The 13,593-nt window shown below is 44.0% G+C and carries 13 protein-coding genes; 9 read left to right on the top strand and 4 right to left on the bottom strand.

What is annotated here, in order from left to right:
- Nucleotides 1-46: 46 nt before the first annotated feature.
- Genes AB6E08_RS04055 through AB6E08_RS04045 form a run of 3 tightly spaced genes read right to left on the bottom strand, consistent with a single transcriptional unit; the run spans nucleotide 47 to nucleotide 2,899 of the window.
- On the bottom strand, nucleotides 47-865 hold the full coding sequence (locus tag AB6E08_RS04055; protein WP_371706993.1) for a DUF2861 family protein: 819 nt from the start codon (nucleotides 863-865) through the stop codon (nucleotides 47-49).
- Nucleotides 862-1,512, bottom strand: coding sequence for a response regulator transcription factor (locus tag AB6E08_RS04050; protein WP_371706994.1), 651 nt, complete (start codon nucleotides 1,510-1,512; stop codon nucleotides 862-864). The genes AB6E08_RS04055 and AB6E08_RS04050 overlap by 4 nt, the downstream gene beginning before the upstream one ends.
- The gene (locus AB6E08_RS04045; protein WP_371706995.1) at nucleotides 1,490-2,899 is read right to left on the bottom strand and encodes a DUF3404 domain-containing protein; all 1,410 of its coding nucleotides are present in this window, start codon (nucleotides 2,897-2,899) and stop codon (nucleotides 1,490-1,492) included. Before AB6E08_RS04045 ends, AB6E08_RS04050 begins: the two co-directional genes overlap by 23 nt.
- Before the next feature lie 243 nt (nucleotides 2,900-3,142).
- On the opposite strand from AB6E08_RS04045, the gene AB6E08_RS04040 reads away from it, so the two are divergent.
- The 9 genes from AB6E08_RS04040 to AB6E08_RS04000 all read left to right on the top strand — a co-directional run bounded on the left by AB6E08_RS04040 (nucleotide 3,143) and on the right by AB6E08_RS04000 (nucleotide 11,682).
- Nucleotides 3,143-3,676, top strand: a complete 534-nt coding sequence (locus tag AB6E08_RS04040; protein ID WP_029223939.1) for a YbhB/YbcL family Raf kinase inhibitor-like protein — start codon at nucleotides 3,143-3,145, stop codon at nucleotides 3,674-3,676.
- Between the two features lie 73 nt (nucleotides 3,677-3,749).
- The gene (locus AB6E08_RS04035) at nucleotides 3,750-4,532 is read left to right on the top strand and encodes a helix-turn-helix transcriptional regulator (protein WP_017097902.1); all 783 of its coding nucleotides are present in this window, start codon (nucleotides 3,750-3,752) and stop codon (nucleotides 4,530-4,532) included.
- A gap of 154 nt (nucleotides 4,533-4,686) precedes the next feature.
- The gene (locus tag AB6E08_RS04030; RefSeq protein ID WP_372065881.1) at nucleotides 4,687-6,036 is read left to right on the top strand and encodes a D-serine ammonia-lyase; all 1,350 of its coding nucleotides are present in this window, start codon (nucleotides 4,687-4,689) and stop codon (nucleotides 6,034-6,036) included.
- Nucleotides 6,037-6,289: 253 nt separating this feature from the next.
- Nucleotides 6,290-7,090, top strand: a complete 801-nt coding sequence (locus tag AB6E08_RS04025) for a hypothetical protein (protein ID WP_017097904.1) — start codon at nucleotides 6,290-6,292, stop codon at nucleotides 7,088-7,090.
- A gap of 251 nt (nucleotides 7,091-7,341) precedes the next feature.
- On the top strand, nucleotides 7,342-8,403 hold the full coding sequence (gene trpS / locus AB6E08_RS04020; RefSeq protein ID WP_017097905.1) for a tryptophan--tRNA ligase: 1,062 nt from the start codon (nucleotides 7,342-7,344) through the stop codon (nucleotides 8,401-8,403).
- A gap of 166 nt (nucleotides 8,404-8,569) precedes the next feature.
- Complete coding sequence (locus AB6E08_RS04015) at nucleotides 8,570-8,956, top strand: VOC family protein (protein ID WP_017097906.1); 387 nt, start codon at nucleotides 8,570-8,572, stop codon at nucleotides 8,954-8,956.
- A 126-nt stretch (nucleotides 8,957-9,082) separates the two neighbouring features.
- Entirely contained in the window at nucleotides 9,083-9,562 is a 480-nt protein-coding gene (locus tag AB6E08_RS04010; RefSeq protein WP_065678429.1) for a hypothetical protein, read from the top strand.
- Nucleotides 9,563-9,921: 359 nt separating this feature from the next.
- Entirely contained in the window at nucleotides 9,922-10,782 is an 861-nt protein-coding gene (locus AB6E08_RS04005; protein WP_017097908.1) for a delta-class carbonic anhydrase, read from the top strand.
- Between the two features lie 273 nt (nucleotides 10,783-11,055).
- Complete coding sequence (locus AB6E08_RS04000; protein ID WP_017099433.1) at nucleotides 11,056-11,682, top strand: LysE family translocator; 627 nt, start codon at nucleotides 11,056-11,058, stop codon at nucleotides 11,680-11,682.
- A 102-nt stretch (nucleotides 11,683-11,784) separates the two neighbouring features.
- Here the strand turns inward: AB6E08_RS04000 and AB6E08_RS03995 are convergent, their stop codons facing one another.
- On the bottom strand, nucleotides 11,785-13,167 hold the full coding sequence (locus AB6E08_RS03995; RefSeq protein ID WP_017100837.1) for an MATE family efflux transporter: 1,383 nt from the start codon (nucleotides 13,165-13,167) through the stop codon (nucleotides 11,785-11,787).
- Between the last annotated feature and the right edge of the window lie 426 nt (nucleotides 13,168-13,593).

Below are 13,593 nucleotides of genomic sequence, written 5' to 3'. Positions count from 1 at the left end.
ATTTTCTGCATTACCTAGTTTCTAATCTTCTTCTGAAAGCATTCCATTAGAAAGGCACCGTGACACGCTGCACATATTGGACTTCAATCGTACCTTGGTATTCAAACATTTCAACCGAAGCACTCAAGTGTTTAGCATTAGTCCCTAGTGGGCTTTCTGTGGGAACGGGTGCTTGCGCTGTCTTGATTGGCACTTTGTAGCCTAACAGGTTGTAGTTCTCATCGAACCATTGCCAACTCACATTGGCGTTAGGGCAGTTGTCGATCACCTTCGGTGGCGTGATCACGATATGTGGTTCGCTGAGTTTACTTTCGAGTGTTAACCATCGCTTGCTGTTGTCTAAAGCGACAACAATAGGATAGTGGTTCGAACCTATCCTTAGTTGATAAACACCAGATTCGGGTTTGATAAACATTTCACCGGTCTCAATCTCTTGATACTCATTGTTAGAAGCGAGTTGTCCATCGAGAAGGACTTTACCTTTAGGGGAGGCCAGAGAGATAGGTTGTGTTTGGGTTTTCATGTCTTCACTGAGTTGTTCTGCAGCGACTTTGATTTGATAACCTTGCGATGAAAGGCCGTAGCGTCGAATGAAGCTAACTTGAATGTGATGTTTCGTCTCAGTGTCTTGTCTTAGTGAAGTTCCGCATTGAGTTTGGCTCAGTATCTCTTGTTTAACTGGCAACCAAAGCTCACTATCGAGTGTTTGTTGATCGAGTGCGATTTGTAGCTCTTGCCATGCCACTTGCGGTTGATCATCGAGCAGTGATTGATAGGTGTGTTGCAATGGCGTGTCTGTAAACCAAGCCGCATTACACGCAAAGGGCAATGTGCAGAACAGTGCTGTTAGAGAGCTTACTTTCATTGTGATTCCCCAACCAAACGATAACCAACCCCACGATGCGTTTCTAGTTTCAGCGTTGGTAGTTTTTGACGTAAACGCAGTATGTGGTTATCAACGGTTCTTGTGCTTGGGAAGGCTTGATACCCCCAAATTTTGTTGAGCAACTCATCTCGGTGAAACACACGACTTTGGTTCTGAATAAACAGTACCAATAGCTGAAACTCTTTAGGTTTCAACGTGATTGGATTTTCATCCAGATAAGCGATCCGTTCCGACAAGTTGATCTGGATATTTGCGTAATTTAAGAGGCTCACACCTAGCGGACGAAGCTGGGTAATGACTCGAGCGAGCAATTCGTCGTTCGAAAATGGCTTAGTCACGTAATCTTTCGCACCCGCCATTAAGCCTTCTACGCGTTGCTGGACTTCCACTTTAGCGGTTAACACAATCACAGGAAGCGCTTTGAGGAGTAGCCAGTTCGGCAGGTGTCGCAAGCTGTCACCGTCTTCGAGTTGTCGATCCAGTATCACTAGATCGGCGCGGAACCATTGCTGACTGGCACTCTCTGAATCCTTCTCCCAAAGGCATTGGTAACCATTGGATTCAAAGAAGCTGACGAGGCCTTGTCCAAGCAGTTGGTCGTCTTCAATCAGCAGTAGGGTGTTCATAAGCAATTTCCAGAATACATCGGGTTGGGTTACGAAGAATAATGAGACGGCCATTCGCTTGTTTCATCAAGTGTTCGATAATAGTCAGGCCAATGCCCATGTTGTCTTGTCTGTGATTGATATTCGGTGTTGCTCGAGATACAAACCGTTGCAGAAAAGAAGGGAAGTGACCTTCGTCTTGCACCTCAATCCTGAGCTTATCAGCGAGTTCTACCTTGACCAAAACCTCACCTATACCGTGCTGTTTAGCGTTCTTAATCAAGTTATCTAAGCAGATGGTTAGCCAGTAATACGGTAGGTTAAGTTCAGCATCACTTGAATCACATTGATACTCGATATTGTGCTTTTCACATACATGATCGAGCCACTCTTCTAATGATGCATTTTGCTTCAACAAAGGCTCTGACTGATCCGAACTTAGATACACTTTGCTGTTTTCGGTGAGTTGAGAGAGCCTTTGATAGTCAGAGATTAAACGCCAAACCGCACTTTGAGTTTCATCAGAAAACTCATCGTAGCGATTTCTAAACATTTCGACGGTTAGACCTAGGCTAGTAATGGGCGTGCGCAGTTCATGAGTAAGAAGCTGTAAAACGAACTGCCTCTCTTTTCGTTGTTTTGTTCTTAGGTATAAGACTCTACCGAGTCCGGAAAGCAACGTTAACAGCAATGTAAAGATCAAGGTTTTCATGATCAGATTGTCATTGCTAGGCTCGCTTAAGCACACGTTGCTGTAACGAAAAGTACAGGTTTCACCCGTCAAAGATACCTCTTGCCGCTCTGCAATAGGTTGCCAAACATCTAAGGGAATGGCTTTCCAGCCTTGCTCGCCACTTAACCAAAGCACATCGTCCTGTTGCCAAGCTCGGTATCCACTGAGCAGTGCTTCTCTGCCTTGTGCACTTAGGTTTTCTAGCTTGCTATATAAAGGATGCTGAGGGTTGGTAAGACTCAAAAATGGGCGTATCTGCTCGGTCACATCTGGGTAAGCGGCTAAATAACGATCAGCAAAACTGCCACCTGCAGGGTGTCGTTTGGAGTGTGCTGCAAACCAAATGGAATCCAATGCTTGTTGCTGACACAAAGCGAGCTCAAACTCGATGGCGTCATCTAATGAAGGGTTATTGCTTTCAATCGCTCGGCAGTGATCTTGTATTGACGCTAACGCTGCGATGTCGTCCCAACTGAATTGGTTGAAATCAGGATAGCGGCTACGTTCATGAAGCAGAACTTTCGGATACTGAGCCAACTCTTGTTGAGATACTAGGATTGGGGATGATTGCCAGCTCAGTTGATACAGGGTTTGCCACTTATCTTGCAAACTTTGGGCATTGGCTAGAGTTGGGAGCCAAAAGATCAAGCCAAGGGCTAAGGTAAACCTGCGCATCCAATCATTCTCGTTAAAAGTCGTGGGGCGAGTCTAAAGAGTTTTGGACGTGATTTGTAACCTGAATGTCAACAAGTGTTCCTTTAACAACAAATTGTCGAGTGGGTCATGTTTTAAAATAATAAATTAAAAATACAGTAAGTATCATTTGAATGAATTAAACTAGATAATTGTGTACTTATTGTCATTTTTGGGCGGATGGAGGGGACTATACTGGGCTCATACCTAATCAGAGGAACCACCATGAAAACACTCATTAAATCAGTATTGGCACTTAGTATCTTAACAGCTGGCTCGGCTCAGGCATTCGAACTAACGAGTAATGATATTCAAGAAGGTCACCCAATGGCGAAGACGTTTGAATATTCAAGTTGGGGCTGTGATGGCGAGAACTTGTCACCGCAGTTGATGTGGAAAGATGCTCCAGCAGGAACCAAAAGCTTTGCAATCACGGCTTATGATCCAGATGCACCAACTGAAAGTGGTTTCTGGCACTGGGTGGCGTTTGATATTCCAGCAACAGTGAGCGAGCTACCTCGCGGTGTCGATATCTCTAAAGTGGGTGGCAAAGAAGGCCGCATCGATTATGGAACGGTAGGTTTCGGTGGCGCTTGTCCTCCAGAAAAAGATGGTATGCACCGTTATCAATTCACGGTTTGGGCATTGCCAACGGATAAGCTCAACCTAGACGAAAACACGCCATCGGCTGTGGTTGGATTCACGTTGAACAGCATGGCTTTAGACAAAGCGAAACTGACGGCAACTTATACACGCTAATAGCTTATGTACGTTAAAAGCTTATACACCTACATAATAAGCAAATAAGCAAATAAGCAAATAAGGGGATGAGATGAATCATCAATATCAAGTGACGATCTTTCGTGCAGAGCAGTTACAAAAACTGCGTAATGTGAGGATACTATCCCCTAGTATTATTCAGATCATTACAGGCAGTAAGCGCCTGTTTTGGAAAGACTCAGCGGCAGAACTCTCACATTCTGAGCTGCTGTTGTGTGAGGCATCAGCGTCATTGAGTTTTGAGAACATGCCCCACAAAGGACGTTTCCTTTCGCGTGTATTCAGTTTTCATTTCCAACCGACGCAAGCAATGCTCGATCTCAGTGAGGATCGAGCAAATGAACTGGATTTACCCACCGTGGAAGCAGAGCGAGGTTTGCAAGATTCTCTCAATGCGTTGTTTTCGTTTGATCGTCAGAGCATGAGTGAACAAACCCAACAATTTTGGTTGCAGGGTTTGTATCAGCAATTAGCCGAGAAGGGCGTGTTGCATCGATTGTTTATTAGCTCAAACGTTTCGTTTAGCCAGAAACTTAGCCACTACCTTTCGCATTCACCGGACGAGAAACATCCGTTAGAGTCGGTAGCAGAGCGCTTTGCGATGAGTCGCGCCACGCTTATCCGAAAGCTCAAACTGGAAGGTATGCAATATCGTGAGGTGTTGGCTGAAGTTCGGTTGAGTCACGCACTTTATCTGATGCAAAACGGACAGCAGAATGTGGCGATGTTGGCTCAGTCTTGCGGTTACCAATCGGAAGGACGTTTTAGTCAGCGCTTTAAAGGAAAATTTGGTTTATCGCCTAGTGAATACATCAAGACAGTGGTGAGCAATTAAGTCGCAAGGCGTATCGAGCAAAGCAAGCCTAGTTAATTACAGGTCATTGAATAATGGTATAAATACCGTTTTAATAGGTTCAAAACCAAATGTTTGTACGAGCGCAGATTGCTGAGTACCAGAGATGATGGCGCTATACCAGAGAAGGTCACCCATGACTGATTTGAACCCAAAAAGTGAATTAAATATAGAGAAGATCACCAACGATTTCCCGTTGTTAAGACAACTTATAGCGCTAGAAGAAGTGAGTTGGTTTAACCCAAACATCACGACGTTAGAGCAAGGTTTGCCCTATGTGGGATTAAGTGAAGAGGACATTCAAGATGCAAGCGTCCGATTACAAAGGTTTGCCCCTTATCTGGCGAAGGCATTCCCTGAAACACAAGCGACCAATGGCATCATCGAGTCTGAGCTTGTTGACATTCCATCTATGAAATCAGTATTGCAAGCGCATTATCAGCAGCCTATCAAAGGGCGTTTGATGATGAAAAAAGACAGTCACTTGCCGATTTCAGGTTCAATCAAAGCCCGTGGTGGCATTTATGAAGTACTAACGCATGCCGAGAAGCTTTCCAGTAAAGCTGGGTTACTGTGTGAGAGCGATGACTACAGTAAGTTGCTCGAACCTGAATTTCGTAACTTCTTCCAACAATACAGCATTGCGGTAGGATCTACGGGTAACTTAGGCATGTCGATTGGCATCATGAGTGCCAAGTTAGGCTTTACAGTGTCGGTTCACATGCCTGCTGATGCGAGAGCGTGGAAGAAAAACAAACTGCGTGAGCATGGTGTCAACGTCGTTGAGTATGAACAAGATTATGGTGTTGCGGTAGAGCAAGGGCGCAAAGAAGCAGAACAAGATTCACGATGCTTTTTCATTGATGATGAAAACTCTCAAACTCTATTTCTTGGTTACTCGGTGGCAGGACAAAGGCTCAAACAGCAATTTGATCAGCAACAGATTGTCGTCGACAAAGAACACCCACTGTTCGTTTACTTGCCATGTGGAGTCGGTGGCGGCACCGGTGGTGTGGCATTTGGCTTGAAGATGGCTTTTGGTGACCATGTACACTGTATTTTTGCTGAGCCGACCCATTCGCCTTGTATGTTGTTGGGTGTCCATACCGGCTTGCATGACGAAATCGCAGTCCAAGATCTCGGTATTGATAATCTAACCGCAGCAGACGGCTTGGCGGTGGGTCGGGCTTCAGGTTTTGTGGGGCGCGCGATGGAGCGTTTACTTGATGGTTATTACACATTAACCGATGAACGCATGTACCAATTGTTAGGCGAACTGAACCAAGCAGAGAGCATTCAATTGGAGCCTTCTGCACTAGCAGGTATGCCGGGTGCGATTCATGTTGAACAAAATAGTGAATACCTTACTCGTCTAGAAATTGATGAGTCGACGCTAGCGAATGCAACACACCTTGTGTGGGCGACAGGCGGAGGCATGGTGCCACCACAAGAAATGGCAGCCTACTTAGCGAAGTCATCGGCTTAACCCTGAATCTTTTATCGTTTAATTGTTTGTAAATATCAGTTGTTGCAAATATAAGCTGCTAAAAAGATAAGTCATGATAGAAGAGTGTTGTTTATAGCTTGAACACACTCTTTCTCACCTCTAAATCCCACCGTAATTCAAACAATAATTTGCGCAGATCGTTATCCAAAACACACATTTTATAAATTAAGCTTCTTAGATGTTCTAACTATCAGTTAGGTTGAGTGGCATTCAACTTGATAGGGATTGAGCAATGCAGACGGACAAAGTGATACAGACAAGACATATAAACACACCAGAAAAATTACTACAGCGTTTAGATGCGATTGGGGAGTCTTTGGAAGCATCGGGTAAGGCTCATGCTTTACTGGGATTGGGCTCGGTAGGTATTGAAACAGAACGACTTGATCAGTATTCAGATGTCGATTTTTTCGCGATAGTACAAACGGGGCATAAGCAGTATTTCTTAGACAGCTTGCATTGGCTCTCAGACATTCACCCAATCGACTACGCGGTGAGAAATACCGTCGATGGCTATAAAGTCCTGTACGCTGACGGAATCTTTTGCGAATTTGCGGTGTTTGAATCCCACGAGTTAGCGCATATTCCATTTGCTGAAGGGCGCATTGTTTGGCAGCAACCTGAATTTGATACTCAGTGCTGTATCCCACCAGTAAAAGGGGAGGCAGATACTAACTCCGAAGAGTGGATCATTGGTGAGGCTCTAACCAATCTTTATGTCGGCATGTCTCGTTATAATCGAGGCGAAAAGCTGTCGGGCAGTCGGTTCGTTCAATCTTACGCACTTGATCGTTTGATCGATCTTGTGGATCAAACTGAGCATTCTGAGCCTGAATTCGTTGATGAATTTATGTCGGATAGAAGGCTAGAAGCACGCTTTCCTAAGTTTGCTCAATTGCTACCAACCTTTACCCAAGGTTACGAGCGCACGGCTGAATCGGCACTTGCCCAACTAGCGTTCCTCAACACCCACTTCACAGTTAACCAAGCCATGTGTGACCGAATCACTGAACTGTGTTCCAGTAAAGATTAAGCCTATAACCTGTTAATCTTAAGACCTATTTTCTTGGTGCGCGTAAATAACAGTTGTCGCTCGTCTGTATTGTTGATAGGTTTTAACCATGAAATTTAATTCTGCTTCAACTTCAATTTTCTTTTGGTGGTGCTCTCAATAGAGCAGCACGGAATACTTACATTCTTTAGCTGCTGGACGGTAGCTAAGAATGTCATCAAAAATGTCGCCTCTTTTTATCTCCAGTAGCCTTTTTAACTTGGAGATACACCATGAATACCAACTCAAACAGCCATACCGACAACAATAATATTGGCAGTAAGAACAATACCAACAAGCCTGAAATCACTCTGACTGGCGATAGAGCTACTGGGCCTTTGCATTTGGGTCATTACGTCGGTTCACTTAAACAAAGAGTCTCTTTGCAGCATATTCACGACCAAACGATATTGGTCGCTGACATGCAAGGGCTTACCGACAACGCCCATAATCCTTCGAAGGTTTCTTCCAACATTCTTAATGTGGTCGCTGATTATCTTGCGGTGGGTATTGACCCGACCAAGACCACGATTTGCCTACAATCACAGTTACCTGTGTTGGCTGAGCTCACCATGTTCTATAGCAACCTTGTGTCTATCGCTCGTTTGGAACGTAACCCAACCGTTAAAAGTGAGATTCAGAACAAAGAGTTTGGCCGTTCAATTCCAGCAGGCTTTCTCACTTATCCAATCTCACAAGCGGCTGATATCACCGCTTTCAACGCAACGTTGATTCCTGTCGGTGACGACCAACTGCCGATGTTAGAACAAACCAATGAGATAGTGAGAAAAATAAACTCTCTAGCTGGCAAATCAATTCTGAATGAGTGCAAACCACTGCTTAGCAATGCCTCTCGTCTCCCAAGCACGGATGGCAAAAACAAAATGTCAAAGTCGATGGGAAATGCGATTAATTTAGGTGCGACAGAGAAAGAGATCAGAGCCGCAGTCAAATCTATGTATACCGACCCAAACCATCTAAGAATTGAAGATCCTGGCAAAGTAGAAGGGAACATCGTTTTCACCTATCTCGATGCATTCCACACTGACGCTCACTACGTCAATGAACTAAAAGATCACTACCGCAGAGGCGGGTTAGGGGACGGTCAGACTAAGAAAGTGTTGGAAGAGTGCTTACAAGAGATGATCCGACCGATTAGATCGCGCAGAGCTGAATTGTTAGATGATAAAGCACAGCTCATTGATATTTTGCGCAAAGGAACTCAGGTATCGAGAGAAAGAACAGAGACCGTATTGTTTGATGTTAAAGAGCTATTTGGTCTGAACATCTTGTAAGCCTTCTGATTAATCTAAAAAGGGAGCGCAATCGGTGCTCTCTTTAATCACTAAAGTGAGAAGTAGGGCTGCTTGCTTATCTTGTGTTGGCACGTCCAACATTAGAGTATGTGGCTTAGCGTTAATTAGCACTTAGTATGCAATATTCAGTAACGACGAAACAAGGATGATTAAATTGGAAATCAGTCATTTAGATCACTTGGTGTTAACCGTTAAAGACTTAACCGTGACGGTGGATTTTTATCAGCGCGTGTTAGGCATGAAACCCATCCAATTCGGTGAAGGCCGCTTGGCGTTGTCGTTCGGCAATCAAAAGATAAACCTTCACCAATTCGGTAATGAGTTCGAACCAAAGGCTAGATGTGTGCAAGTCGGCGGTGCGGATCTATGTTTTATATCTAACACGCCTCTCGTTGAAGTTATTGAGCTCGTTGAGAGCCAAGGCGTTGTAATAGAGGAAGGCCCAATAGCTAGAACAGGTGCGATGGGAAAGATTCAATCTATTTATATTCGAGACCCTGACGGTAACTTGATTGAGATTTCAAATTACTAGATTTGAGTCTTAAATTGCTTCCGCTTACGATCGCCTTAATCCTTAATCCTTAATCTCTGGCACTGGATATGGGAATTCAAATAAACTACAATCGAACAATGTTTTATTGAAGTCATATTTATCATTATGGTGAGACACTTACTCACATTCATCGTTAGCCTGTTTTTTTTAACCGCTTGCTCTTCAACGAGTAATAATCAGCTAGACGACAATACATTGAGCAACGAAGACGCAATGTCGAAAAGCTTGGAAGAAGAGAGTAATATCGATGTCGCAATTGATACAAGTGCTGAGACCAACGTTGAACCTTCCCATGAATCGTTCGTTAATCATCAACCAATAACTGATCATGAATCAAACTCAAACCTTGATTCAAATAAAGACATGATAACTCGCGCCAATGCAGAGCCAGAATCTGTGGAACCCTCTCAAATAGCAGCGACGGAAACAACTGAAAGCGATGCTAACAGTAGCGGTGAAAAAGGCATCGGAAGCTATTTTATTCGTCATAACCAACCGACTAAGACCGTGATTAAATCACTAGAGGGCGTGACAGATGCATTAAACGTCATGACGTTTGGGATATTTGCCACCGGTAATGGTTAAACCGTTAACCAAGAACACCAATCTAATAGATAGAATGAGACGTGAAGGCGAGCCAAGTGGTTCGCCTTTTTGATCTTACAAACCTTGTCGTTGTTGCATTTTATATGCATTGATCGCTTATCAAGCCGCTGAGTCAGGGGACAGTTAACAAAGTAGGAAATTACTCGTTCTGGAAGGGAGTAGCCGTATTTACTGTGTTTGACTTGTTCTATACATCGAGGGTTCTAATACTCATCCCAAAGTAAGCAATGAAATCTAATCTTACAAAGACAACTCTTATACTCACTTGTGAGCATAGTAATATATTTGCCGCTACATCCGGTGTTTAGGTTTTATTATCAATATTCTAGGGAAGAAATATGAACAACAAGAGTGTGTTTTTAAGCGTCGCGATGGTGATGTTATCTGCTCAAGCAAATGCATCTGACGTAATCCATGAAGCTGTCTCAGATGGTGTTATCGCAAAACAAAGAGCGAAGCTTTCTGAAAATACCCAAGGGCAAGGTTTTGGCCCGCAAGCCCCACGAGATTTGGGTTCATTGAAAGGAACAAATACCAGACTGTTTTCGGATGCACCAGATTCAACAGCCATGAATTTATGTAATATTCACTTCCATAAAAACGCTGAGCACAAAGGTGGTGAGTTTACCCAATACGCTGGTAATGGTGATGGAAAGGGCTTCCAAAGTGGCTTTAAGTACACTGGTAAGTTGAGTTCAGCTGAGCTGAAACCATTTGAGGGCAAGGTTTGTCCGAGCGATCATGGCTCTTTGCATTCCGGCGACACCATTGAAGTTCACTATGTTTATTCAACGGCGCAAGTTGAACCGGGTGAAACACTGGGCGCTTGTTTTAACGATGCAATTACCAACCCGCAACTGCGTGTAGAAACCCAAGTTTATGTATTAGTAAATGATGACAAAGCACTCGATTTCGAAGCATTGACTAAGCACTCTAAAGTGGATGGTTTGCACCAAGCAACCAACATTCCACAAAATACGGGTTCAGCGATTCAATATGCAGGTTCTACAACGGGTCCTGGTTACAATGAGAAAGGTTCACCTTTCCAAGTAACATGGAGCGTTAGACCACAAGTCGCGAAAGTAAATATCGCGACAGTGGGTAGCTGGTGTGAAGGTAATGACTTTAACGAAGACCACGCCCACGGTGTAAGAAATATAGTCGTAAACCCAGAGTTACTGTCTCCAATCGCTAACTAATCTTGTCACGTTGATTTTCTATCATTGTTTTCGAAGGCGAGCCTCTAGGTTCGCCTTTTTTGTGTCTTAACGAAAAACACTTTGGTGACTGGTTCAAGTTCAAGTTTAAGTTTATGTTTGGGGCTGGTGGGGCTGGTGGGGAAATTACGTGTCACACTTATTCAAAACATGAGTTGTGTTAAACGCGCTTAGTCAAAAATGTTCTTTACCCGAATCGAAACTCCATGATACGTTCATGATCAATTATGTTCGGTTATAGATAAGGACAGTCTAATGTCACTAGAAGGTGCGATTACATTCTTTATTGCCATGTTTATATTTGGTATTACTCCGGGGCCTGGCGTATTTGCCATTTTAGCTCGAGGCATGGTTAATGGTTGGCGAAAGTGCATCACGCTATCGTTAGGTATGATTTGCAGTGACCTTATTTATCTTGCGCTTGCCTGTTTTGGCCTAGCGACGATTGCTGAGAACTGGTCGTTTGCTTTTGAGGTGATTCGTTACCTTGGTGCTGCTTATCTGATTTACTTGGGCTACAAGATGTTTAAGAGCCTACCTGAAGTGCAAGGTTCAGCGGAGCTCGCTGCCAAACAAAGTCAGAAATCAGAACTCGCTAGTTTCGCGCAAGGCTTTTTGATTTCAGCCTCAAACCCGAAAGTGATTCTGTTCTATATTTCATTCTTGCCGACGTTCATTGACCTGACGGTTTTACGTTCACAAGATATCGTCTTGGTTTCTGTTTTAGCGGCGGTTGCTCTGATGTCCGGTTTAATGCTGATTGCGATGGGGGCTGGCAGAATGGCGAGTTTACTTAAAACGCCACGCGCACATAAACGACTAAATCAAAGTGCTGGTGGAATAATGATTGCGGCTGGTTCATATTTGGCGATAAACAGATAAATACAGTCCAATTTAAAAAGAAAAAGCGCGTTATTGCCTAGTGGCAGTAACGCGCTTTTTTGTATTTACTTTCCGGTGTGGTATTGGCTTACAAGTCCAGTATTATCGAATTACTGCGTTAATTGAAGGCAGTAAATCGCGCTTCTTAATCACGTATCGTAAGCGAATTAACATCAGCGTCGCTGAAACGCTCAAGCCCGTTAGAATACCAATACAAAAGCCTTCTTCACCCATTGCTGGAACAATGTGGTCTGTTAGCCCGAGCACCATGCCCAGTGGCAGTGCCAAGCCCCAGTATGAAGCGATGGCTAACATCATCGGGATCTTAGTATCTTTATAGCCACGCAGTGCGCCGTTAGCAGAGGTTTGCAGAGCATCACTGAATTGATACATAGCAGTAAAGGTCAACAATACCGCTGCTGTCGCACTTATTGCAGGGTCGTTAGTGTAGAGCCTAATGATCCACTCAGGGAATAACAGGAACACCGCAACCGAAAGCAACGATATGAACGCTGCAACTAAGATACCGACTTTACTGCGCTCAATTGCGCCTAGTTCGTCTTTCTCACCCAAAGCGTGACCAACACGAATCGTAATACCAAACGAGATACTCATCGGAATCACGTAAGTCAGGCTCGAAATGTTAAGTGCAATTTGCGCGGCTGCCACGTTCTCTGCACCAATACGACCAATCATCAACGCGATAACCGCAAAGATACTGCCGCACACCGCGATGTTCATGCCGATAGGTAAACCTAATCTTAGAAGGTGAAGCATCTCTTTTGCTTTTGGCTTCGCATCTGAAAAGTTGATGATGGTCTTGTAGTGGTGATGACCTTTAATGTAGGAATACAGCATTCCCGACATTAGCCAATACACTAAGCTAGTCGCCCAGCCACAGCCTACAGCGCCCATTTCAGGGAAGCCAAACTTGCCGTAGATAAGCACGTAGTTGACCGGAATATTCACCAACAAACCAACCACCGAAATGATCATCGGTACTTTGGTGTTGTTCATACCCTCACAAAAGCCATTCAAGGTGTAAAACAGGGCAATACCCGGCACACCGAAGGCTAGGGCAAACGCATAGTCGCTACCAATTGGAATGATCTCAGAGGCAACCCCAATCCACTCTAAGATCGGTTTCGCACTCACTAAGTAAGCGATGAGCAAGACGCTAGCAATTAATGCCAACCAAACCATTTGGAAGAACTCAACAGAGATACTTTGAAAGTCACGTGCGCCGCGGTGGTAAGCGACTACAGGCGTTAGCGCCATAATCACGCCACGAAGTAGCAGCAACACAGGAATCCAAAGGCTAGTACCCAGTGCAATAGCGGCGAGATCGGCAGGGCTTACTTGGCCAGCCATTGTCGTATCGACAAATCCCATCGCTTGGGTCGCTATTTGAGTCAAAATGATAGGAACCGAAAGATGCATAAGCGCACCCGATTCACGAGTAAAAGGACGAAGTTTCGTTAGCATGGAAGTTCACAACATCAATATAAATACACGAATGATGGCAGGATGGCCGGTGTGCATTTTAGGATGTGCCCCGTTGGGCGGGCGACAATATAAACACCTTACCGTATAGGGTCAAGCATTGGATTTATAGGGGCTAATTTGCTCTGGAAGAACGCTAGATTTGCATGGTGTTAGATACTGTTTCTATGTACATAACCTGATGATTTTAATGTGAATCATGCTAGATAGAAAGTTTCTATATTTGCTTGTTGAATTTCAATGTACACATCATAAGTCACTGTTATGGATGAACTAAATTTAGTACAATTGATGGCATAAGAAACTAGATAGAAAAATTCTATATTTAAATGCAGAATTTTTCTGTCTAAGAACTGTTGAACTAAGCCGCTTCGCGGAGGGCTTTCCTCTCACTTACCTGATAGACCA

Origin of the sequence: Vibrio sp. 10N.247.310.24 (assembly GCF_041467175.1) — a bacterium.
GTDB classification, from domain to species: Bacteria; Pseudomonadota; Gammaproteobacteria; order Enterobacterales; family Vibrionaceae; genus Vibrio; species Vibrio tasmaniensis_A.
The sequence above is the reverse complement of the archived record's forward strand: the minus strand, read 5'-3'. Positions and strand labels throughout refer to the sequence as shown.

Excerpts from the sequence above, each read along its gene's own strand:
- AB6E08_RS04025 (WP_017097904.1), top strand. The coding sequence starts at position 6,290 with ATGCAGACGGACAAAGTGATACAGACAAGACATATAAACACACCAGAA.
- AB6E08_RS04035 (WP_017097902.1), top strand. The coding sequence starts at position 3,750 with ATGAATCATCAATATCAAGTGACGATCTTTCGTGCAGAGCAGTTACAA.
- AB6E08_RS04030 (WP_372065881.1), top strand. The coding sequence starts at position 4,687 with ATGACTGATTTGAACCCAAAAAGTGAATTAAATATAGAGAAGATCACC.
- AB6E08_RS04000 (WP_017099433.1), top strand. The coding sequence starts at position 11,056 with ATGTCACTAGAAGGTGCGATTACATTCTTTATTGCCATGTTTATATTT.
- AB6E08_RS04005 (WP_017097908.1), top strand. The coding sequence starts at position 9,922 with ATGAACAACAAGAGTGTGTTTTTAAGCGTCGCGATGGTGATGTTATCT.
- AB6E08_RS03995 (WP_017100837.1), bottom strand. The coding sequence starts at position 13,167 with ATGCTAACGAAACTTCGTCCTTTTACTCGTGAATCGGGTGCGCTTATG.
- AB6E08_RS04040 (WP_029223939.1), top strand. The coding sequence starts at position 3,143 with ATGAAAACACTCATTAAATCAGTATTGGCACTTAGTATCTTAACAGCT.
- AB6E08_RS04015 (WP_017097906.1), top strand. The coding sequence starts at position 8,570 with ATGATTAAATTGGAAATCAGTCATTTAGATCACTTGGTGTTAACCGTT.
- AB6E08_RS04050 (WP_371706994.1), bottom strand. The coding sequence starts at position 1,512 with ATGAACACCCTACTGCTGATTGAAGACGACCAACTGCTTGGACAAGGC.
- trpS (WP_017097905.1), top strand. The coding sequence starts at position 7,342 with ATGAATACCAACTCAAACAGCCATACCGACAACAATAATATTGGCAGT.
- AB6E08_RS04045 (WP_371706995.1), bottom strand. The coding sequence starts at position 2,899 with ATGCGCAGGTTTACCTTAGCCCTTGGCTTGATCTTTTGGCTCCCAACT.
- AB6E08_RS04055 (WP_371706993.1), bottom strand. The coding sequence starts at position 865 with ATGAAAGTAAGCTCTCTAACAGCACTGTTCTGCACATTGCCCTTTGCG.
- AB6E08_RS04010 (WP_065678429.1), top strand. The coding sequence starts at position 9,083 with ATGGTGAGACACTTACTCACATTCATCGTTAGCCTGTTTTTTTTAACC.